This is a genomic window from Mycobacterium bourgelatii (genome assembly GCF_010723575.1).
Classification (GTDB): Bacteria; Actinomycetota; Actinomycetes; order Mycobacteriales; family Mycobacteriaceae; genus Mycobacterium; species Mycobacterium bourgelatii.
Genome location: NZ_BLKZ01000001.1, coordinates 5,254,553 through 5,274,589, shown reverse-complemented (window position 1 = coordinate 5,274,589; position 20,037 = coordinate 5,254,553). Strand labels below are relative to the sequence as shown.

At 66.8% G+C, this 20,037-nt stretch carries 21 protein-coding genes and 1 pseudogene; 10 read left to right on the top strand and 12 right to left on the bottom strand.

Annotated elements, in window-relative coordinates; translation table 11 throughout:
- Nucleotides 1–4: 4 nt before the first annotated feature.
- The gene (locus G6N68_RS22500; RefSeq protein ID WP_163717108.1) at nt 5–886 is read left to right on the top strand and encodes a haloalkane dehalogenase; all 882 of its coding nucleotides are present in this window, start codon (nt 5–7) and stop codon (nt 884–886) included.
- 3 nt (nt 887–889) lie between these two features.
- Here G6N68_RS22500 and G6N68_RS22495 read toward each other — a convergent pair whose 3' ends face one another.
- Genes G6N68_RS22495 through G6N68_RS22485 form a run of 3 tightly spaced genes read right to left on the bottom strand, consistent with a single transcriptional unit; the run spans nt 890 to nt 2,324 of the window.
- Entirely contained in the window at nt 890–1,513 is a 624-nt protein-coding gene (locus G6N68_RS22495; RefSeq protein WP_163717105.1) for a maleylpyruvate isomerase family mycothiol-dependent enzyme, read from the bottom strand.
- On the bottom strand, nt 1,510–1,998 hold the full coding sequence (locus tag G6N68_RS22490) for an SRPBCC family protein (protein ID WP_163717101.1): 489 nt from the start codon (nt 1,996–1,998) through the stop codon (nt 1,510–1,512). The genes G6N68_RS22495 and G6N68_RS22490 overlap by 4 nt, the downstream gene beginning before the upstream one ends.
- Nucleotides 1,995–2,324: an ArsR/SmtB family transcription factor gene (locus tag G6N68_RS22485; RefSeq protein ID WP_163717099.1), complete on the bottom strand. Its 330-nt coding sequence runs from the start codon at nt 2,322–2,324 to the stop codon at nt 1,995–1,997. The genes G6N68_RS22490 and G6N68_RS22485 overlap by 4 nt, the downstream gene beginning before the upstream one ends.
- Nucleotides 2,325–2,393: 69 nt before the next feature.
- Between G6N68_RS22485 and G6N68_RS22480 the strand changes: the two genes are divergently transcribed.
- Both G6N68_RS22480 and G6N68_RS22475 read left to right on the top strand, forming a co-directional pair.
- Nucleotides 2,394–2,855 (top strand): SRPBCC family protein, encoded by a 462-nt coding sequence (locus G6N68_RS22480; RefSeq protein ID WP_163717096.1) that lies wholly within the window; start codon nt 2,394–2,396, stop codon nt 2,853–2,855.
- Nucleotides 2,856–2,920: 65 nt separating this feature from the next.
- Entirely contained in the window at nt 2,921–4,633 is a 1,713-nt protein-coding gene (locus G6N68_RS22475; protein WP_163717092.1) for an FAD-binding protein, read from the top strand.
- On the opposite strand, the gene G6N68_RS22470 is transcribed toward G6N68_RS22475, so the two are convergent.
- Nucleotides 4,555–5,115 (bottom strand): hypothetical protein, encoded by a 561-nt coding sequence (locus G6N68_RS22470; protein WP_163717089.1) that lies wholly within the window; start codon nt 5,113–5,115, stop codon nt 4,555–4,557. The genes G6N68_RS22475 and G6N68_RS22470 overlap by 79 nt on opposite strands.
- Nucleotides 5,116–5,259: 144 nt before the next feature.
- Here G6N68_RS22470 and G6N68_RS22465 point away from each other — a divergent pair, with 144 nt between their 5' ends.
- Nucleotides 5,260–6,096, top strand: a complete 837-nt coding sequence (locus G6N68_RS22465; protein ID WP_163717086.1) for an alpha/beta fold hydrolase — start codon at nt 5,260–5,262, stop codon at nt 6,094–6,096.
- Nucleotides 6,097–6,200: 104 nt separating this feature from the next.
- On the top strand, nt 6,201–6,452 hold the full coding sequence (locus G6N68_RS22460; RefSeq protein ID WP_163717083.1) for a hypothetical protein: 252 nt from the start codon (nt 6,201–6,203) through the stop codon (nt 6,450–6,452).
- Here G6N68_RS22460 and G6N68_RS22455 read toward each other — a convergent pair.
- The gene (locus tag G6N68_RS22455; protein ID WP_163717080.1) at nt 6,449–7,195 is read right to left on the bottom strand and encodes a class I SAM-dependent methyltransferase; all 747 of its coding nucleotides are present in this window, start codon (nt 7,193–7,195) and stop codon (nt 6,449–6,451) included. The genes G6N68_RS22460 and G6N68_RS22455 overlap by 4 nt on opposite strands.
- A gap of 82 nt (nt 7,196–7,277) precedes the next feature.
- Here G6N68_RS22455 and pat point away from each other — a divergent pair, with 82 nt between their 5' ends.
- Genes pat through G6N68_RS22440 form a run of 3 tightly spaced genes read left to right on the top strand, consistent with a single transcriptional unit; the run spans nt 7,278 to nt 9,669 of the window.
- On the top strand, nt 7,278–8,270 hold the full coding sequence (pat, locus tag G6N68_RS22450; protein ID WP_163717076.1) for an acetyltransferase Pat: 993 nt from the start codon (nt 7,278–7,280) through the stop codon (nt 8,268–8,270).
- 3 nt (nt 8,271–8,273) lie between these two features.
- Nucleotides 8,274–8,972 carry a DUF5642 family protein gene (locus tag G6N68_RS22445; protein ID WP_163717073.1) on the top strand — a complete coding sequence of 233 codons (699 nt, stop codon included), beginning with the start codon at nt 8,274–8,276 and terminating at the stop codon, nt 8,970–8,972.
- Between the two features lie 40 nt (nt 8,973–9,012).
- Entirely contained in the window at nt 9,013–9,669 is a 657-nt protein-coding gene (locus tag G6N68_RS22440) for a DUF5642 family protein (protein ID WP_163717070.1), read from the top strand.
- Here G6N68_RS22440 and G6N68_RS22435 read toward each other — a convergent pair.
- Nucleotides 9,666–10,262 carry an alpha-ketoglutarate-dependent dioxygenase AlkB gene (locus G6N68_RS22435; protein WP_205351413.1) on the bottom strand — a complete coding sequence of 199 codons (597 nt, stop codon included), beginning with the start codon at nt 10,260–10,262 and terminating at the stop codon, nt 9,666–9,668. The two genes, G6N68_RS22440 and G6N68_RS22435, sit on opposite strands and share 4 nt — an antisense overlap.
- 80 nt (nt 10,263–10,342) lie before the next feature.
- Between G6N68_RS22435 and arcA the strand changes: the two genes are divergently transcribed.
- Nucleotides 10,343–11,548: an arginine deiminase gene (gene arcA / locus G6N68_RS22430; protein ID WP_163717064.1), complete on the top strand. Its 1,206-nt coding sequence runs from the start codon at nt 10,343–10,345 to the stop codon at nt 11,546–11,548.
- Between the two features lie 54 nt (nt 11,549–11,602).
- Here the strand turns inward: arcA and G6N68_RS22425 are convergent.
- Together G6N68_RS22425 and G6N68_RS22420 are read right to left on the bottom strand one after the other, a co-directional pair.
- Nucleotides 11,603–12,450: pseudogene (locus G6N68_RS22425) on the bottom strand (type IV toxin-antitoxin system AbiEi family antitoxin).
- 111 nt (nt 12,451–12,561) lie between these two features.
- Nucleotides 12,562–14,148 carry a dolichyl-phosphate-mannose--protein mannosyltransferase gene (locus G6N68_RS22420; RefSeq protein ID WP_240355570.1) on the bottom strand — a complete coding sequence of 529 codons (1,587 nt, stop codon included), beginning with the start codon at nt 14,146–14,148 and terminating at the stop codon, nt 12,562–12,564.
- 25 nt (nt 14,149–14,173) lie between these two features.
- Here G6N68_RS22420 and rsmI point away from each other — a divergent pair, with 25 nt between their 5' ends.
- The gene (rsmI, locus tag G6N68_RS22415) at nt 14,174–15,067 is read left to right on the top strand and encodes a 16S rRNA (cytidine(1402)-2'-O)-methyltransferase (protein WP_163717058.1); all 894 of its coding nucleotides are present in this window, start codon (nt 14,174–14,176) and stop codon (nt 15,065–15,067) included.
- A gap of 11 nt (nt 15,068–15,078) precedes the next feature.
- Here rsmI and G6N68_RS22410 read toward each other — a convergent pair whose 3' ends face one another.
- From G6N68_RS22410 to G6N68_RS22395, 4 genes are all read right to left on the bottom strand, one after another.
- On the bottom strand, nt 15,079–16,344 hold the full coding sequence (locus G6N68_RS22410) for a hypothetical protein (protein ID WP_240355569.1): 1,266 nt from the start codon (nt 16,342–16,344) through the stop codon (nt 15,079–15,081).
- Nucleotides 16,345–16,473: 129 nt separating this feature from the next.
- A complete protein-coding gene (locus tag G6N68_RS22405) occupies nt 16,474–17,748 on the bottom strand; it encodes an aminodeoxychorismate synthase component I (protein WP_205351412.1) in 1,275 nt (424 codons plus the stop codon).
- 59 nt (nt 17,749–17,807) lie between these two features.
- Nucleotides 17,808–18,713, bottom strand: a complete 906-nt coding sequence (locus G6N68_RS22400) for an RNA polymerase sigma-70 factor (RefSeq protein WP_163717055.1) — start codon at nt 18,711–18,713, stop codon at nt 17,808–17,810.
- Complete coding sequence (locus tag G6N68_RS22395) at nt 18,710–19,906, bottom strand: NAD(P)/FAD-dependent oxidoreductase (protein WP_163717053.1); 1,197 nt, start codon at nt 19,904–19,906, stop codon at nt 18,710–18,712. The genes G6N68_RS22400 and G6N68_RS22395 overlap by 4 nt, the downstream gene beginning before the upstream one ends.
- Between the last annotated feature and the right edge of the window lie 131 nt (nt 19,907–20,037).

Below are 20,037 nucleotides of genomic sequence, written 5' to 3'. Positions count from 1 at the left end.
ACCGATGAGCCAATGGCGTGAGTCCAAGCAATACGTGGAGGTCCTCGGCCGGCGCGTGGCCTACGTCGAGCAGGGAACGGGCGACCCGATAGTCCTGCTGCACGGCAATCCGACGTCGTCCTACCTGTGGCACTCCGTCATCCCCGAACTGACCGGCAAGGGCCGGTGTATCGCGCCTGACCTCATCGGCATGGGTGACTCGGACAAACTTCCCGGACCCAACGACCCCGGGTACACCCTGGCGGGCCACCAGAAGTTCGTCGACGCCTTCCTCGACGTCATCCTGGGCGCCACCGAGAAGGTCGTGCTGGTCATCCACGACTGGGGCTCGGCCCTGGGGTTCGACTGGGCGCGACGTCATCCCGGCCGGGTTCGCGCCATCGCCTACATGGAGGCCATCGTGCGACCGCTGGACAGCTGGGACGACTGGCCGGAGGCGGCGCGCCGCATCTTCCAGGGGTTGCGTTCCGAGGCGGGCGAAGACATGGTCCTCAACCGCAACCTGTTCGTCGAGGCCATCCTGCCCAACTCCATCAAGCGCAAGCTGTCCGACGACGAGATGAACGAGTATCGCCGCCCGTTCGCCAACCCAGGTGAGGAGCGTCGCCCGACGCTGACCTGGCCACGCCAGATCCCGATCGAAGGACAGCCGCCCCAGGTGGTCAAGGTCGTCGGTGAATACGCGAACTATTTCGCCACAACGCCGGGCATCCCGAAGCTCTTCATCAACGCCGACCCCGGCATCATTCTCGTTGGCGCGCAACGGGAGTTCTGCCGCTCCTGGCCCGATCAAACCGAAATCACCGTGTCCGGCCTGCATTTCATCCAGGAAGACTCTGGCCCTGAAATCGGTAGGGCCGTAGCCGCTTTCATCGACGGCCTATAGGCATCACAGGCGCGCGGCCAACGTGGCCTGCCCGGGACCGGCGAGTTCGGGCACGGCGGCCGGACGGCCCGTCATCACCATCAACAGGGCCTCGCCGGTGCCGTAGACGTCGGGCCCGCTGCCGTGCTCCCAGTCGACGTCGGTTGCCTGCAGGTGTAAGCCTCTGATGCGCCGGCCCGCGCCGAGGCGGGGGTTTCCTGGCACCAGAGGCAGGATGCGTGCGAGCCGCTCGGGCGGAACCGTTCGGGGGCGGCCGAGTGCGCGACGGATGTCCTGGTGATGAACGGTTCCGTCGACCAGTGCGATCATCCCGCCGAATCCTGCGGTAAGCCCTTGTGGGCGTAGATGTTTGCGCAGAAAGGCAATCAACTCGTCGGGCGACTTCCCGGAGAGCTCTTTGACCCCCACCTCGTTGGTGCGGACGACACCACCTTTGGCAAACCGCTTGACCAAGCCGAACCAACGCAACTCTTCGTAGCTGACGACGTGTGCGACAACGTCTTTGACCGTCCAGCCCCGGCACAGGCTGGGGGATTCCCAGTCCTGCGGGTTCAACGTCTCAAGGAATGCGGCCAGGTCTGACCGCTCCGCAAATGCCAAGTCCATCAGCGAAGTCTCGGTGCTCATCGCTTCAACTCCGCCTCCGCTAACGCGACGTACCGGTGCAGGTACAGCGGCCAGCCGGCGTCACCGTCGACTCCGTCGGCCACGGATCTCCACCCGGCGCCATGGCGGTCCAGGTGGCGATGCTCCAATTCGACCCGCGTGCGATCAACGGACTCGGCGACGAAGCGCACTTCGACTTCGCTCGTCCTGGTGTGGTCGTGTTCCAGCTGCCAGGTCGGCCCGATGTCCCAGGAGAAGACCACCCGCGAGGGCGGCTCGTACACCAGGACGCGAGCCCATTCGCATCGACTGCCGTCAACTCCCACGTCGTAGATGTGCCCGCCGACGCGCGGTTCGAACACGGTCTTGTCGATCGGCACCGGCAGCAGATTGTGCTCGCGCGGCTTGATGGCATCGAACTTGTCGACGAACAGCGCGAACGCGCGCTCCACACCGGTGTTGACCACCACGCTCTTTCGGATCGGCGGCACGCCTGATGACGTCATCCTTCTTCCCCCTTTTCTTGGCTTTCCTCGGCAAGCGACCGATATGCGTCCAGAGCCTTCTCCCAGAACACATCAAGCTCTGACCTGAGCGCCTCAAGGCCTGCCGGATTTAGCTGGTAGATCCGGCGGGTGCCGACTGGCCGATCGGCGACTAGTCCGGCGCGTTTGAGCACTTTCAGGTGCTGCGAGACCGCCGGCCGGCTGATGGGCAGACCATGAGCCAAGTCGCCGACCGCCATCGGCCCACCCGCCAGACGCTTGAAAATCGTTCGGCGGGTGGCATCAGCAAGAGCCCCCCAGGCATCTTCTGCTTCGTAAGTCAGCACTAACGGTAAGTATACACTTACTAAAGAGGTCCGCGTAGCTTGATCCGAGAGGGTTAGGGAGGGCGGCCAATGCCTACAGCAACCACCGGCGAAGCGCGTGTCCAGATCGACGCAGCACCGCTGAGCGTGTACCAACTCATCAGCGACATCACGCTAATGGGCGAGTGGAGTCCGGAGTGCTATCGCTCGGAATGGCTCGACGGCGCCACGACCGCCGCCGTGGGCGCCCGGTTCTGGGGCCATAACCGGCTCGGCGTGATCCGTTGGCGCAGGGATGCGGTCATCACGGCGGCCGAACCCGGACGCGAATTCTCGTTCACCACCTTGAACCCGAAGGGCCGCGAGGAGACGTTGTGGCGCTACCAGCTTCGACCGGTCGGAGGGGGCACCGAGCTGGCCGAGTCGTACCGATTTCTGTGGTGCTCCATCGCGAGCCGGATAGCCGAGCTGCCCCTGCCGCGCGACAAGCAACTCCGGCGCGGCATCCAAGAAACTCTAGAACGAATCAAGGCCGTGGCGGAACAGAAGTAAGAACACGTTCCAGTTCTGGTGGAGAAGGGGCTGTTCAGCCTGTCGACGCAGCACTAGAACCTGTTATGTTGCTTCGTGCCGTCAATCACCACGAGGGCAGGAACGCGATGGGCAGCTCAGACCACATCAACGAAACCACCGACATCGTCGTAGTCGGCTTCGGCGCGGCGGGGACCTGCGCAGCAATTACGGCACGCGAGGCGGGCGCGGAGGTCATCGCGCTCGACCGCGCCAACGGCGGCGGCGCGACCGCCATCTCGGGCGGCATCATCTACGCCGGCGGAGGCACGGCGGTGCAACGCGAGGCCGGAGTGGCCGACACGGTCGAGCAGATGCTCACCTACCTACGGCTGGAAGTCGGCGACGTCGTCAGCCAACAGACGCTGGAATCGTTCGTTGGTGGCAGTGCGGACATGATCGACTGGCTCAAGGAGCAGGGAGTCCCGTTCGACTCCACGTTGTGCCCCTACAAAACGTCCTACCCCAACAATCGGTATTACCTGTATCACTCGGGAAGCGAGAACGCCGGCGCTTTCCGCCGGCATACCCCGCCGGTCCAGCGTGGGCACCGCGTCAAGGGCACGGGCACCTCGGGCAAGCAACTGTATGCGCCACTGCTGAATTCGGCACTGGCGCACGGGGTCGACTTCCGGCCGCACACGACGGTCACCAAGTTGCTGCAGGATGCCACCGGCCGGGTCACCGGGGTGGAGGCCACGACGATGGGCCAAGCGCCGGAGCGGATTCAGCGGTTGTACGCGAAGATGGCCGCAGTGTCGACGAAGCCGGGCATCTATTACCCCCCGCTGCGTCGCGCGCTCGAATACCGGCTGAGAAAGCTCGAACGCCGCTACGGTCGGACCATCCGGATCACCGCCCGCCGCGCGGTGATCATCTGCGCCGGCGGATTCATCGCCAACACCGAGTGGATCGAACACTACGCGCCGGAGTTCAAACACGGCCTCGCCCTGGGCACCGCCGGCGACGACGGCAGCGGCATCGCGCTGGCCGAAAGCGTCGGCGCCGTCACCCAGCGCATGGACAATGTGTCGGCGTGGCGGTTCATCACGCCGCCCAGCGCGTTCATCAACGCCCTCATCGTCGACCAACAGGGGCGGCGGGTCATCGACGAAAGCCGGTACGGCGCGGCCGTGGGGCAGGCAATAGTGCGGAACCACAACGCAAAAGCCTGGCTTCTTGCCGACGCCGCGCTGATGCGCGAGGCCCGTCGGCAACTGATCGGTCAGACATTGTGGTTCCAGCGCCTACAGACCACCGCGCTGCTGCTCACCGGCTCGAAACGCGGTGCGACGCTGCGGGATGTCGCGGAAAAGGCCGGCATCGACCCGGACGGCCTGCAGGCCACGGTCGACGCGCACAATGCCGCAATCGATTCGGGCGCACCGGATCCCGTGGGAAAGCATCCCGACTTCACCCGACGGATCGCCAAGCCGCCGTTCACGCTGTTGAACATCTCCGTCCGGCCCAGCCTGATCAATCCCACGCCGATGCTCACCCTCGGTGGCGTGCGGGTGGACGAGGTCACCGGTGCCGTGGTGGACGGATCGGGCGCGCCCATCCCCGGCCTCTACAGCGCGGGCCGATCCGCGGTCGGCGTTGCCTCAAACTCCTATGTCAGCGGCCTGTCCATCTCCGACTGCGTGTTCTCCGGTCGCCGCGCCGGACGGCATGCCGCCGATCAATCGTCGGAGTGGACTTCGGAATCGGCGTCGGGGCCTAGCGAAAACAGCGACGATGCAACGGGTTTGGTGACGTAGGTGCGCGCCCCGGAGGTCACCGCCAGCACGATCTGCGGTGGCTGACCCTGGACGCGCTCGGCGACCTCGGCGAACCGGCGCGCGTGCTGTAGTTCGGTGATGAAGATCGCGCTGCCTCCGGCCGGTATCTCGAGGGGAACCTCGTCGCCGCCGATCGGCTTTTCGACGGGCACCAGCGACGTGCCGCCCGGTTCGGCGCGCACGGCCCACCCATCGACGTAGCAGGGTGCCCGACCGGCGTTGACGACCTTGACGCCGATGATGAACGGACCGGCGGACAGGTTCCCCTCGGCATCGGTGAGCACCTCGCGCACGTCGGCGCTGGCGTCGTTGGTCACCAAGCCGTCGGGTGTCATCAATCCCACCAACGGCGTCAATTTGGGACGCGGACCCCGTCGCAAGAAGTCGATTAGCTGCCAACTGAGCGAGGCCACTGACAGGACGGTTGCGACGACGCCCAGGACGAATGCCGCGACGCTCATGGCGCGGGCCTCAGACCGTTGACCATGTCGTAAACGCTACTAAGGAAAGTCACATAAAGTCGAAATGCAAGCATCACGACATGTGACCTAGCTCCCTCTCGGTCCCTCTCGTTGCCGGCTTTATGAGTGCGCAAAGATGGCCTGATGGAACAGTTCTCGCGCGGACAGCTCGTTTTTGACGTTCGGGACAGCGGGCCCGAGGACGGGCCGGTGGTGGTTCTGCTGCATGGACACCCGCAGACCAACTCGGCTTGGGACGGCGTTATCCCCCTGCTCACCGCGCGCGGCTATCGGTGCCTGGCCCCCAACCAGCGCGGCATTTCCCCCGGGGCGCGGCCGCCGCGCCGGCGGGAGTATCGCCTGTCGGAACTCGTCGACGATGTCGGCGCGTTGATCGACGCCAGCGGGGCGCAACGGGTGCACCTGGTGGGGCACGACTGGGGTGCGTTGGTGGCCTGGGCTTTTGCCGCCACGCACCCCGACCGGCTGATCACCCTGACGGCGCTGTCCGGCCCGCACCCACGCGCGCTGCGCCGGGCGCTGCTGACCGGTCAGCAGGGGATGGCGTCCTGGTACGCGTACTTCTACCAGTTGCCACGTCTCCCGGAGCGGGTGTACCTCGGCCGGGACGGCAAAGGCGCGAGGCTGTCGGCGATGATGCAGGCGGGCGGTCAACGCCTCGAGTTCGCCGACCGCGACGCGCGGGCCATGGCCGAACCGGGTGCCTACACGGCCGCGCTGAACTGGTACCGGGCGATGCCGTGGTCGGGGCGGGTCGGACCCGTCGACGTCCCCACGTTGTACGTCTGGGGCGATAACGACCCGTACATCCTGGATCGGGCCGCACACACCTGCGGCAACTACGTCAGCGGTTTCTACCGATTCGAAATCCTGCGCGGCGCGGGTCATTGGCTGCCCGACGAACACCCGGACACCGTCGCAGACCTGCTGTTGGAGTTCTTCGCCACCCGGCGCGCATAGCTTTCCTGCCGGAAACCTGATGATCTTCCGATAATCAGCTGAACATCTGTTAAGACCCCGTTTTTGCGCAGGACACGGGTTCTCGACGCCCTTAATGTCAGGGCATGAGCACTAGGTATTACCTGCAGAAGCTCCCTGTGGAGTCCGTCGAACCGGGCTTCTCACTGGCCGTGCACGACGGGGACGACTACCGACTCTTCCAGGTCGAATGCACGCAGATGTGCCAGCGCAACGGTCAGCCCGTGATGATCACGCTGACGTCGGAACCGTTCGACGGCGGCGAACCTTGGGTCTTGGAGTACCAGGCGGGAACGCCGGTGGTCAGGCTGCTGGGCGTCGGCGCGGCCGCTTCCTAGCCGGGCTTTGCGGCAGTGACGAACTGCAGCACGCGTTGGGTTTGCTGCTCGACGTCGACCAGGCCGGCCGAGGAGAAAAGACCGACGAAACTGTCCCGGTCGAACATGGTGAGCCCGATCAGCGTGGCGGTGGCGGTGAACGCGTGCCGGATGGGGGCCACTTGCCCGGAGTAGCTGGTCAGGATCGCGATTCGGCCGCCTGGCTGCAGCACCCGCACCATCTCGTGGGCGATCCGGAACGGCTCGGGCATCAGGTACAACGCACCGAAACAGCAGACAGCGTCGAAAGTTTCGTCGCGGAAAGGCAACTGGCGCGCGTCGCCGCGGACGTAGCAGGTCCGCGGCCCGCTGTTGTCCTGGACGGCCCGGGTGACCATCGGCTCGGAGATGTCGAACCCGACCGCGAGCCCCCCGGCGGGCAGCTGCCGCGCCAGTGGGGCGGTGAAATTGCCTGGCCCGCAGGCGACGTCGAGCAACCTGGTCGCCCTCGACACGTGCAGCGCCTGCGCAGCGCGGCGCTGCTCGGCGCCCGTGGTGACGCCACTGGCAAGGTAGAACGAAGTCGGACGCCACAACCGTTCGTAAACCGTGGCGACGAACGGACTGTTCATGGCCCGCTGGGCGAAGGTCGGTGCGGGTGAACTGGTGGATTCGCCCAGCACATCCAGGAAGCCGTGTCGCACGGCGGCGCCCTGGTTGAGCAGGCCACGCGTCAACTCGAGCGGATCCTGGTCGGCGTTCATTCCGGCCAGGCTAGTGCGCATCCTTGCCGCCACAACGACGGACGCCATAACCTGAAGCGGATCTAGACCGCGGAAAGACGGGATGGCCGAATTGACCGGCGCGGGGGCCCAAGAACTCGCGGGAATGGACATCTTCAAGGGGTGTCCGGCCGAAGAGCTGGAACCCTTGGCGGAACTCCTTTCGCCGCTGCGTGCCGACACCGGACAGGTGCTGATGCGGCAGGGCGAACAGGCGGTGTCGTTCCTGCTCATCTCGTCGGGCACGGCCGAGGTCATCCACGTCGGCGACGACGGAGTGGTGATCGTCGAGTTGGTGGTGCCCGGCACCATCGTGGGGGAGATCGCGCTGCTGCGTGACATTCCGCGCACGGCGACGGTCACCACGGTCGAGCCGCTGACGGGCTGGATCGGCGGCAAGGACGCGCTGGACCGCATGGTTCACATCCCGGAGGTCATGCCGCGACTGCTGCGCATGGTCCGTCAGCGCCTGGCGGCCTTCATCACGCCGATCCCGGTACGGTTGCGCGACGGCACTGAGTTGCTCCTGCGCCCGGTCTTGCCCGGGGATAGCGAGCGGACCGTGCACGGGCATGTGCACTTCTCCAGCGAGACGATCTACCGCCGGTTCATGTCGGCCCGGACCCCCAACCCGGCGATGATGACCTACTTGGTCGAGGTCGACTACGTCGATCACTTCGTCTGGGTGATGGTCGTGGACGGCGACCCCGTCGCCGATGCCCGCTTTGTTCGCGACCATGACGACCCGACGGTTGCGGAGATAGCGTTCACCGTGGCCGACGCGTACCAGGGGCGGGGAATCGGGACCTTTCTGATCTCCGCGCTGTCCGTCGCGGCCTGGGTGGACGGGATCGAAAAGTTCTCCGCGCGAATGCTTTCCGACAACCTGCCGATGCGCACCATCATGGACCGGCACGGCGCCGTCTGGCAGCGGGAGGACATCGGCGTGATCACCACGGTCATCGACGTGCCCGGACCGCGTGACCTGAGTTTCGGAAGCGACATGGCCGAGCGGATCAAGCGGGTGGCCCGGCAGGTGATCGAGGCGGTCGGCTGACCGATGCGGCGGCCATGGGCATTGTGGGTGAGCCCGGTCGTGGCGTTTGCGGTGGCAGCTTGCGCGCAATCGCCCCCGCGCTCGTCGGCGCCGTCTCCGTCGTCGTCGGCGGCAGCGTCGTCAGCGGCGCAGGCGGCCGGCATCAACCCCGCCAACATCAAGCGGGTGGCGCGGGAATTCCCGGACGGCTATGAGGTGACCCGGTCCATCCCCAACGACGCCTCACCGCGGCTGATCTGGGGTCTTGGCGCCGACGCGGCCGATCCGCCGCAGTGCGCCGCGCTGGCCGACCCGGGCAACGGGCGCGAGCAATCCGCCCAAGGGGTCTCCGGGTCGGGCGCCGGCGGCATCCTCAACGCCGTGGTGGTGAGTTTGCCGTCAGGTCAGGTCAGTCTGGATACCGACGTCGTCGCCGCCTGCGGGCGGTGGACCGGCTCCGACGGGCGCAAGACGGTCAGCGTCAGCCTCCTCGACGCCCCGCCCGTCGACGGAGCACCCACCGTCGGCATGGTGGCCGACGTCAAGACCTCGGTGGAGTCGGGGACCCAAATCGACGCGCGGACATACACGTTCATCGCCTACCTCGGCAACCATTACGCGTTCACCACGCTCACGACGGACCCCGGGTCCATGCTTCCGCCGCTGCCCCCGCAATTCGTGGCCGATCTGTTAGTCAAAACGGTGGCGACGTTACGGGGCTGAGCGCCGCGCTGTGGGTAGCGTGACCCAGGTGTCGAGGAGGGTGTCGAGGAGGTTGTTAGCGATCGTGTCGGCGTGTCTGCTCGTCGGCTGCTCGCCCGCGCATTCGGCTCAGTCGGTGAACGCCGACATCGGCAGGGTGTTCGACGTCAAGTCGAGCTTCGGGCCGGGGTTCAAGATCACCGACGTCACTCCCCGGGCCATCGATCCCCAGTTCTTCGCCGCGCGGAAACTACCCGAGGGACTCAAGTTCGATCCACCCAACTGCGCGAAGGTGGCGGCCGGGCCGGAGATGCCGGCGGACCTGCAGGGCAATATGGCCGCGATCTCCGCCGAGGGCAACGGCAATCGGTTCGTCGTGATCGCAGTGGAGACCTCCAAGCCGCTACCGACCAATGACCCGGGGCCGGACTGCAAGAAGGTGGCCTTCGTCGGCGCCCAGGTCAGGGGCGGCATGGAAGAGGTCGAGGCGCCCACGATCGACCAGGCGCAGACGTTGGGCATTCACCGCGTGCTGCAGGCCGTCGTCGCCGGGGCACCGCGCACCGGCGAACTCTACGACTACTCCGCCCGATTCGGCGATTTCCAGGTGATCGTGGTGGCCAACCCGCTGGTGATTCCGGATCGGCCCGTCGCCAAGGTCGATACGCAGCGCGCCCGCGACTTGCTGGTCAAGGCGGTGGCCGTTATTCGCGGCTAACGCACGCCGCGGGGGCGGAACTGCAGGCTGACGCGTGGGCCGGTGGGTGTGGACGTCTTGGGCACCGAATGCTCCCAGGTGCGCTGACACGATCCGCCCATCACCAGCAGATCGCCGTGTGCCAGCGGGAAGCGCAACGATGCGCCACCGCCGCGTGGTCGCATGGCAAAGGTGCGGGTGGCGCCGAGGCTGACGATCGCCACCATGGTGTCCTCGGTGCTGCCGCGACCGATGGTGTCACCGTGCCAAGCGACGCTGTCGGAGCCGTCGCGGTAGCAGCACAGGCCGACGGTGGTGAAGGGCTCGCCCAGTTCGCCGCCGTAGATGTCGTTGAGTCGGCGGCGCAATCGTGACAGCAGCGGATGGGGTGGTTCTTCCATCGAGAGGTCGTGGAAGCTGACCAGGCGCGGCACGTCGACCACCCGGTCATACATCTGGCGGCGTTCGGCGCGCCATGGGACCGTGGTCAGCAGCGCGCTGAGCAGGTCGTCGGCGTCGGTGAGCCAACCGGCGCGAACATCGATGAAGGCGCCGTCGCCGAGTTGTCTGCGCTCGTTGTACTCGAATAGCGAGCCCTGTACCGCGATCGCCACGATGCCGATTCTATCGCACACCAGTTCGATCACCGGGCGTGTGACGCGACCGGCAGGCCGCGCGCCGCTACGGTTTATCTGTGGTCGAGTTGGGGTCCGATTCCGAAGTGGGGGCGTTGCGCGTCGCCATCCTGCATCGACCCGGGGCCGAACTGCAGCGACTCAATCCGCGCAACAACGACCAACTGCTGTTCGACGGGCTGCCCTGGGTGTCGCGGGCGCAGGAGGAGCACGACCAATTCGCCGAGCTGTTGCGTGCGCGCGGCGTCGAGGTGCTGCTACTGGCCGACCTGCTGACCGAGGCGCTGCAACACAGTGGCGCGGCGCGGATGCAGGGCGTGGCCTCCGCGGTGGACGCGCGCCGGCTCGGAGTTCCGTTGGCGCAGGAGCTTTCGGCGCATCTGCGTGGGCTCGACCCCGCGGCTTTGGCGCACGTGCTGACCGCGGGTATGAGGTTCGACGAGTTGCCGCCGGAGACTCGAACCGACGACTCGCTGGTACTGCGGATGCATCGTGGCGACGACTTCGTCATCGATCCGCTGCCCAACCTGGTGTTCACCCGGGACTCGTCGATGTGGATCGGGCCGCGGATCGTGATTCCGTCGTTGGCCCTGCCGGCGCGGGTGCGCGAGGCGGCGCTGACCGATCTGATTTACGCCCACCATCCGCGGTTCACCGGTGTGCGCAAGGCCTTCGAATCCCGGGCGGCGCCGGTCGAGGGCGGTGACGTGTTGCTGCTCGCCCCCGGCGTGGTCGCCATCGGAGTGGGGGAGCGGACGACCCCGGCCGGGGCAGAGGCGTTGGCGCGCAGCTTGTTTGACGACGACCTCGCCCACACGGTGCTGGCCGTGCCGATCGCTCAACAGCGCGCGCAGATGCACCTCGACACGGTGTGCACCATGGTCGACGTCGACACCGTGGTGATGTACGCCAACGTCGTCGACTCACTCTCGGCGTTCACCATCAAGCGGACGTCCGACGGCGTAACCATCAGCGATGCGGCGCCCTTCGTGGAAGCCGCCGCCGACGCCATGGGAATCGACAAGCTGCGCGTCATCGACACCGGACGGGATCCGCACGTCGCCGAACGCGAACAGTGGGACGACGGCAACAACACCTTGGCGCTGGCGCCCGGCGTCGTCGTCGCCTATGAGCGCAACGTGCAGACCAACGCCCGACTGCGCGATGCGGGCATCGAAGTGCTCACCATCGCCGGGTCCGAGTTGGGCACCGGCCGCGGCGGGCCTCGGTGCATGTCGTGTCCGGTCGCGCGGGATTCCCTGTAGCTTTCGTCGTCGAGATTGCCGTCATGGTGGTGGGTTGGGCCCGAACCACAGCCGTCACGGCAATCTCGGCGTTGACCGGCGTGCCAATGCGTCGCCGACCCGCTGCACGATCATGTAGGGGCGGTCCTCCTTTATCACCTTGATGACGTTCCAGCCGCGGCCGTAGACCATCTCGGATCTCTTGATGTCATCGACATACTGTGGTCGGACGGTGCGATGTTGCTCTCCGTCGTACTCCACCCCACCTTTGGCTCCTCATAGCCCATGTCGATGAAGGCAACACGCCTGCCGTCGGTAACCCGAATCTGCGTGACGGGTCGGGGCAGACCGCCGTCGATGAGGACCAGTCGCAGCCAGGTTTCTCTTGGCGATTGGGCGCCGCCGTCCATCAAAGACAACGCCACCTGGCATTGCCGCACGCCACGTGCGCCTCGATGACGACCAACCACCTCGGCTACGTCATCGGCAGAGATTCCCGTCGCGTTGGAGAGGGCATCGAGATTTGCGACGGCGACGCCGCGGGGCAGATGCCGGCCCAAATCGAACGCGGTGCGAGCCAGGCTCGTCACCGGCAGGCCGGCGAGTTCCACGACGTCGTCGGAGCTGATCCGCTCCCGCCGGACGATGATGCCGGGCGACGGATGGTTCAACGGCCCCACCAGCTCGATCGGCGTAAAGTCGTCGACCCATTTCGCCCCGTGCAACGCTGCGGCGGCCCGGCCGGCGATCACACCCCTGCGGTTTGACCACAACCAGGCGGCCCGAATGTTGTCCCATAACGACCTCGGGGCGTCCCGTGGGACGTAGACATCACGATGAACTTTCCGGTAGTTCCAACGCAACTGCCCACGGGTAGGTGCGCCGCCGGCCAGAGCCTCACTGCCAATGAAGACTTCGGTCACGCAGTGATCATGCTGAGCGTCCCCGACATACTGCAGCGAGATTGCCGCCGTGGTTGTGGATGGAGGTAAAAGGACTGCCGTAGCGGCAATCTCGGCGCCAGTCCGCAGAACTCATCGCCAACTGGGCAGCCACATCTCCATGTTCCAGGTCTGCTGGGAGATGGGCAGACCCGTCAAGATCGGAAACAACCAGGCAAAGTTCGTCACCACCAGGGCGACGTAACAGGAGACGGCGATCATCCCCAGCGTGCGTCTCTCTGCGCCTTGCCGTGGCTGGTACAGGATGTCGCCGAGTATCAGCGCGATGGCCATCACCAGGAAAGGCGCCATCGTCGCGGCGTAGAAGAAGTACATCTGCCGGTCGATGTCGGCGAACCAGGGCAGCCAGCCGGCGCAATACCCGACCAACACCACCGCGTATCGCCAGTCGCGACGCACAAACATCCGCCAGGCCGCGTACACCAGGACCGGCACCGCCAGCCACCACATGGCCGGGGTGCCGACCAGCATCACCGCCTTGACACACGATTGCGCGCCACAGCCTTTGACGTCGTTCTGGTCGATGGCGTAGAGCACCGGCCGCAACGACATCGGCCATGCCCAGGGCTTGGATTCCCAAGGGTGGTGGTTGCCGGCGGAATTGGTCAGCGTCGAGTGGAAATGGAAAGCCTTGGCCGTGTAGTCCCAGAGCGACCTGACGGCGTCGGGCAGCGGAACGATGCTGTCGGGACCGATGGTCTGGCCGACCTGGTGGCGGTCGATAGCCGTCTCCGACGCGAACCAGCCCGCGTAGCTGGCCAGATAGACCCCGAAGGGGATGAGCGCAAGCGCGTATCCGGTGGGGAAGAGATCCCGTCGCACGGTCCCCAGCCACGGTCGCAGCACGTGGTACTGACGCCGCGCTGCGACGTCGAACGCCAGTGACATCGCGCCGAAGAACGCGATGAAATACAGGCCGGACCATTTTGTGGCGAAGGCCAGCCCGAGCAGCACGCCGGCGCCGAACCGCCACCAGCGCACACCGAGCCGAGGACCCCAGACCGTCTCGGCGATGCGACCCTCCATGAGCGCGACGTGCATCCGCTGCCGAACCTGGTCTCGGTCCACGATCAGGGCACCAAACGCGGCGACCACGAACACGGTGAGGAAACCGTCGAGCAGCGCCGTCCGTGACGTGACGAAGCTGACGCCGTCGCAGATCAACAAAATGCCTGCGATGCCGCCGACCAGCGTCGAGCGACTGATCCGTCGCACGATCCGAGTCACCAGCACCACCAGGACCACGCCCATCAGCGCACCGGTGAACCGCCACCCGAGTCCGGTGTAGCCGAACAGGGCTTCGCCGAGCGCGATCATCTGCTTGCCGACGGGCGGATGCACGACCAGGCCGTAGCCGGGGTTGTCTTCCACCCAGTGGTTGTTCAGGATCTGCCACGCCTGCGGCGCGTAGTGCTTCTCGTCGAACAGGGGAGTGCCGGCATCCGTCGGCGAATTCAGGTTGATAAAGCGCGTCAGGATGGCCAGCAACGCGATCACGCCGGTCACGAGCCACCCGCGCAACCGGTCCGTCGGTCCGAAATCGGCGACGGGCACCCGCGGCCCCGGGCTGACCAGGGGTATCGCCCGCTCCTCGGCGCCGGCGGCGCCGGCGCTGCCGTCCTCACCTGGAGCAGCGGCGACTTCGGACGGGGCGGTCATCGGTGTCGATCGTATTCTGTCCGTCATGTCCTCTGGTCGCCTATTGCTCGGTGCGACCCCGTTGGGCCAACCCTCGGACGCCTCCCCGCGACTAATCGAAGCGCTATCCACTGCCGACGTGGTGGCGGCCGAGGACACACGACGGGTGCGAAACCTGGCCAAGGCTTTAGACCTTCAGCTGACCGGCCGAGTGATCAGCCTCTACGACCGGGTGGAAGCCTCCCGCGCGGCCACCCTGGTCGAGGCCATGACGTCGGGTGCGACGGTACTTGTGGTCAGCGATGCCGGAATGCCGGTCATCAACGACCCCGGCTACCGGCTGGTCGCCGCGTGTGTGGAGGCGGGAATCCCGGTGACGTGTCTGCCCGGGCCGTCGGCGGTGACCACCGCGCTCGTCCTGTCCGGACTGCCGGCCGACAAGTTCTGTTTCGAGGGGTTCGCCCCGCGCCGCGGTTCGGCGCGTCGGGCCTGGCTGGCGTCCTTGGCCGACGAATCGCGCACCTGGGTGTTCTTCGAGTCGCCCCGTCGGCTGGCCGCTTGCTTGCGTGACGCCGTCGAGCAGCTCGGGGGCGCCCGTCCGGCAGCGGTCTGTCGTGAGTTGACCAAGGTGCACGAGGAAGTGGTGCGCGGATCGCTGAGCGAACTGGCGGAGTGGGCGGCTGGTGGCGTGCTCGGCGAGATCACCGTGGTGGTGGCCGGGGCGAACGCCGTCCCCCGCACCGCCGACGAGACGACGCTGGACGCCCTGGTCCAAGAGGTCGAAAACCTGGTGGCCGCAGGGATCCGCATCAAGGACGCGTGCAGCGAGGTTGCGGCGGCCTACCCGGAAGTGCGCACCAGACAGCTGTATGACGCCGTCATCCTCGCCCGGCGGGCTGCGGACGAGGACGACGGCCTAGATGACGACCCGGAGCCATAAGCTCCGTTAGGTCACGGCGTGCAGAACCCGATCGGGCCGAAGCCAGGCGTGCACAGCTGAGGGTGCGGAGGCAGTGCCGGCAACGCCGGGGGCGGCAACGCCGGCAGCGGAGGCAGACCCTGCGGCAACCCTGCGGCCAGCGCGGGAAGGCTCGTCGGAATGCCCGCCGCGGCCGCCAGTTGCGGCAGCGCCGCAGCCAGCATTGCGGGGTCGAGCCCCGGCAGCGGCGGCAGAGCGGGCAGCCCGGGCGCACCCGCCGCGAGGGCAGGTAGTGCGGCCGCGAGACCCGGCAAGGCGGCCTCCAGATTCGGCAGGGCCCCGGCGAGCGCCGGGAGACCACCAGCGGCCAGTGCCATCAAGTCCTGCGGTCCAATGCCGGGGGGCAGCGCCGGCAGACCCAGACTCGGCAACACGCTCGCCGCCAGGTTCACCAGGTCCTGCGGCGCAAAGCCCGGCAGACTCGGCAGACCGATGCCGGGCAGACCGCCCGCCGCCGCCAGCGCCATCAGGCTTCCCGGCGACAGGCCGGGGATACCGGGCAGACCGGGTAGGGCCATGGCCGGCATCGCCGCCGCCTGCGGCAGCAGGATGTTGCCGATGGAGCCGAGCGCATTGTTAGCCACCGGCAAGATGCCCGAGGACTGCAGCATGTTGTAGGCGAGCACCACATAGGTGACGGCCAGCGCGCTGGAGGTCACCAGGCCGGTGGCGCTGTTGCCGATACCAATGAGGCCATTCACCACCGCATAGGCCGTGTTCACCCCGTTTATGGCATTGGGCGCGCCGGCCAGGGCGAAGGGGTCGATCCCGGGGATGCCGTAGCCGGGAATCCCGATGCCGGGCGGAAGCCCGATGCCAGGGATCGCAGGCGAGTCAATGCCCGGTGGCAGCGCGGCGTCCGCCACGGGTCCCGCCGGAGGCAGGGCGCTCGCCGGGGGCAGGGCGGCCGGGGCTACGTTGCTGTTCCCCGGCAGCAGGTCGGAGCCCCCAGTGCCAGTCCCGGGCAGCGTGGCGACTGCGGGCTCGGCGGCCGGTTTCGGCGGCTCCGGCGCTATCGCCGCAGGTGGCTCGACGACCCCCGGCGTCTGCGGCCCGGTGATCGGTGTCGGCTGCGTGCCGGTGTTGGGCATCAGGACCGATGCCAGCCGATCGCACTGCTGACCTGCGGTGCACGTCCCAGTCGACAGCTTCGTCGGTGTGGAGAACGTCAACGGCGTGACCGCCAGCGCCCCACCTACTACGGCAGCAGCCGCAGCGCCAACGATGGCGACTCTCATTACGGACCCCTCTCAGATTCAATACGCCAAAGACACGTATCGATCACCCGAGCTTATGCATGCGCGCTGGTTCGGGGGGCGGTTACGAAAAAATTGTGACGTGTTCGCTCTGAGCGAAAGTTTGCTGGGTTAACCGACCCGGATGGCCGTCGCGGTGACCGGCAAGTCCACGATCGGGGCCGCTTTATGCAGGCATTCCGCCCATTCGGCGGCGGGATCGGAATCGGCGGTAATCCCGCCTCCGACACCCAACACGGCGTTGCCCGCAGTGTCGAACTCGACCGTGCGGATGGCGACGTTGAGTTCACACCCGGCCACAGGTGAAGCAAAACCTACTGTGCCACAATATATTCCGCGCCTATTCCGTTCCCATTGCGAAATGAGTTGGCGGGCACGAAGTTTCGGTGTTCCGGTGACCGAAGCCGGCGGGAAGGCGGCGTCCAGCAGTGCCGAGGTCGGAACCTCGAGCGGTACCTGTGCGGCGACGGTGGACACCAGGTGCCACACGCCAGGCGCGCGGCGCACCACCAGCAGCTCGGGAACGGTTACCGTGCCGGTGATCGCCACTCGCCCAAGGTCATTGCGAACCAGGTCGACGATCATGATGTTCTCGGCGACCTCTTTGGGAGAGGCCCGCAACGCCGACGGCCACGCGTCCAGCGGCAGGGTGCCTTTGATGGGACTGGAGGCGACGTTGGTGCCGCGGCGGCGCAAAAAAAGCTCGGGGGACAGCGAAGCCACGGCGCCCCACCCGCCGGCGACGTAGGCCGCCCGCGCCGGTGACGTTCGGGCGACGCCGTCGACAAAGAAGTCCAACGGCGATCCGACGACGGTTCCGGTGAACTGCGTGCACACGCACGCCTGATAGACCTCTCCGGCGGCGATCGCTTCGAGGCAGCTCAGCACACCATCGCGGTGTGCTGAACGATCGCCCTTTTCCCACTCAATTCGGCACATCTGTGCCGGTCTGGGTGCCGCGGCGGGTACCGCGAGCAGGGTGCTGGCCAGCCATTCCGGCATGGGCGCACCCGAGAGGCTTTCGTAGCACCACTGCCCGTCGCGGTCACGGCGCAGCACACAATCGGTCCAGCCACCTGCGGCTTCGGGAATCCGGTGCGGTTTACCGTCAGCGCCGGGGTCGGGGTACGACAGATATCCGACCCAACCGCCACCGATCGCCCCGGGAACGCCGCCGACCTGGTCTGTTGGCCCCATCGGGATCGAAAACGCGTCCGTGGGGTCGACGGGTTGGATGGATACGCTCGGTGCGATCACCGCCAGCGCGTCAAACCATTCGCCGGTCAGCCCGGCCGGCGGCGGCAAACCGAGCCGACTGGTGGCTCGGCCGACGGCGCGGAGCACCTCGGGGGCGCCGCCTAGATCGCCGAGCCGGTCGATTCGCACCGCCCTAGCTTGACAGAACTGCGGGTTTCCGCACGCCAGGACCTGTCGTCTGGCCGTCTTCAGCCGCGGCTGATCGAGCGTGCGGTGGCCAGCGCCGCCAACTTTTCCGGATTGCGCATCACGTAGAAGTTGGTGATCTTGTCGTCGATGATCTCCACCGAGATCACGCCTTGCAGCTGCTCACCCAGGTACATCAGCACCGCCGGTGCGCTGTTGCAGGTCACAAACTCCACCCGCAGCCCCTGGCCGCCCTTGCGCATCATGCCGCTGACCGCCCTGGCCACCCGGTCGGCGCCGACGATGGGTCGACGGGCTGCGCTCACCTTGCCGTTGCTGTCGGCCATCCAGGTGGCATCCGGGGCCAGCATCGTCATGAGCGTCTCCACGTCACCGCTGGCGGCGGTCGCCAGAAACTGCGCGGTGAGCTCCGCATTGCGTTGCGGGTCCACCGCGTCGAACCTCTTGCGCCGCGCCTGTACGTGCTCCCGAGCGCGGTGGGCGACCTGACGCACCGTCGGCGCCGGCTTGCCCACCGCGTCGGAGATCTCGTTGTAGTCGAATCCGAACACCTCGCGCAGCACGAAGATCGCGCGCTCGTCCGGGCTCAGGGTTTCCAGCAATACCAACATCGCCATCGAAACCGATTCCGCCAGCACGACATCGGCGGACGGATCCTGCTCGTCGAGCAGTATCGGCTCGGGCAGCCACGGCCCCACGTACTCCTCCCGGCGGCGGGCGCCGGCCCGCAATGCGTTGAGCGCCTGCCGGGTGACCAGTTGGGCCAGGTAGGACTTGGTATCGCGAACGGTCGACAGATCGACGGCGGCCCACCGCAAATAGCTGTCCTGCAGCACATCGTCGGATTCCGTTGCCGATCCGAGGATTTCGTAGGCAATGGTGAACAGCAATGGCCTTAGCAGGGTGAACCTTTCGGCGTGCTCGCCGCCGTCTGTCGCGTTCGTCACTGGACCACGACCTCCTTGTCCGCCGCGACGGCCTGCAGCTGGGCCGCGCGGTTGCCGCCCTTGAGCCAGCGGTAAAAGCCGGGCTTGGCGGCCTCGCGCCGAATCTGCCACAGCGTGCCCTTGCACACCGCTTCCTTGATCGAAGCGGCAATGCGACCGCCGATGATCATGTCCCTGGGAGTGTCGTCGAAGTGGGCCAACTGAATGGTCCCGTAGCTGCGGCCGACGCTGATGCACTGACCGGTGAAGGCCTGGTTCAGGGCCGCCGGCGTGGTTCCGGCGATGCGGCTGAGCACCGTGTTCGCGGCCTGTGCGGCCAACGGGAAGGCGGCCTGGCAGCTCATCCGCAGGGGTTGGTTGGACGGTGCGGCGGAGTCACCCGCGGCGATGATGCGGTCGTCACTGATGCTGGTCAGCGTCTCGTCGGTGAGCAGCCGACCCAGCGCGTCGGTGCGAAGCCCGCTGCGGCTGGCCAGGTCCGGCACACCGAAGCCGGCCGTCCAGATCGTCACCGCACTGGGCAGCCTGGTGCCGTCGGCAAGAATCACCGAGTCCCACCGCACCTCACTGACGCTAGCGTCTTCGAGCACATTTGCGCCGAGTTTGCGCAGGTGCTTGGCGACCGACCGGCGGCCGCGCGCGCTCAGTGACGGACCCAGGATGCCGCCGCAGATCAAGGTGACCGAACGCCCCTCCTCGGCCAGCTCGGAGGCGACCTCGATGCCCGTCAGGCCGGCGCCGACGACGGTGACCGGACTGTCCGGGTGCACGTCGACGAGGGTGTAGTGCAGCCGGGTCGCGCTTTCGTAATCGGCGACGGAGTAAGCGAATTCGGCCGCACCGGGCACGGCGATGGGGGTGGCGCCGGTGCTGCCGACGGCGTAGATCAGGTAGTCGTAGTCGAGCGCGGCACCCGAGGCCAGCTCTACCCGCCGAGCCTCGGCGTCGATGCGCTCGGCACTGTCGACGACCAACTGGATGCCCTCGCCGAGCAGCGTGCCGTAATCGGCGGTCGCCGTGCCGGTGCCCGCTACCAACTGGTGCAGCCGGACACGCTCGACGAATTCGGGGCGGGGGTTGACCAGGGTGATGTCGACGTCGTCGCGCATCCGTAGGTGATTGGCGGCCATCGTTCCGGCATATCCGCCGCCGATGACGACCACGCGGTGGCGCTGGCCGGTGTACTCGTTCATCTGAACCTCCTTGTTCGTGTCTTTCGGGTCTTGCTGCCCTTCAGACACCGCGGCGCGCCCAGGTGTGACATCACCGGCCACTTTTGTGAGCTGTCTCACGCCGAGCAGACGCAAACTCGTACGTTTCGGCA

Coding starts and splice junctions, on each gene's coding strand:
- G6N68_RS22500 (WP_163717108.1), top strand. CDS start 5: ATGAGCCAATGGCGTGAGTCCAAGCAATACGTGGAGGTCCTCGGCCGG.
- G6N68_RS22495 (WP_163717105.1), bottom strand. CDS start 1,513: ATGAGCACCGAGACTTCGCTGATGGACTTGGCATTTGCGGAGCGGTCA.
- G6N68_RS22490 (WP_163717101.1), bottom strand. CDS start 1,998: ATGACGTCATCAGGCGTGCCGCCGATCCGAAAGAGCGTGGTGGTCAAC.
- G6N68_RS22480 (WP_163717096.1), top strand. CDS start 2,394: ATGCCTACAGCAACCACCGGCGAAGCGCGTGTCCAGATCGACGCAGCA.
- G6N68_RS22475 (WP_163717092.1), top strand. CDS start 2,921: ATGTTGCTTCGTGCCGTCAATCACCACGAGGGCAGGAACGCGATGGGC.
- G6N68_RS22470 (WP_163717089.1), bottom strand. CDS start 5,115: ATGAGCGTCGCGGCATTCGTCCTGGGCGTCGTCGCAACCGTCCTGTCA.
- G6N68_RS22465 (WP_163717086.1), top strand. CDS start 5,260: ATGGAACAGTTCTCGCGCGGACAGCTCGTTTTTGACGTTCGGGACAGC.
- G6N68_RS22460 (WP_163717083.1), top strand. CDS start 6,201: ATGAGCACTAGGTATTACCTGCAGAAGCTCCCTGTGGAGTCCGTCGAA.
- G6N68_RS22455 (WP_163717080.1), bottom strand. CDS start 7,195: ATGAACGCCGACCAGGATCCGCTCGAGTTGACGCGTGGCCTGCTCAAC.
- pat (WP_163717076.1), top strand. CDS start 7,278: ATGGCCGAATTGACCGGCGCGGGGGCCCAAGAACTCGCGGGAATGGAC.
- G6N68_RS22445 (WP_163717073.1), top strand. CDS start 8,274: ATGCGGCGGCCATGGGCATTGTGGGTGAGCCCGGTCGTGGCGTTTGCG.
- G6N68_RS22420 (WP_240355570.1), bottom strand. CDS start 14,148: ATGACCGCCCCGTCCGAAGTCGCCGCTGCTCCAGGTGAGGACGGCAGC.
- rsmI (WP_163717058.1), top strand. CDS start 14,174: ATGTCCTCTGGTCGCCTATTGCTCGGTGCGACCCCGTTGGGCCAACCC.
- G6N68_RS22410 (WP_240355569.1), bottom strand. CDS start 16,344: ATGAGAGTCGCCATCGTTGGCGCTGCGGCTGCTGCCGTAGTAGGTGGG.
- G6N68_RS22395 (WP_163717053.1), bottom strand. CDS start 19,906: ATGAACGAGTACACCGGCCAGCGCCACCGCGTGGTCGTCATCGGCGGC.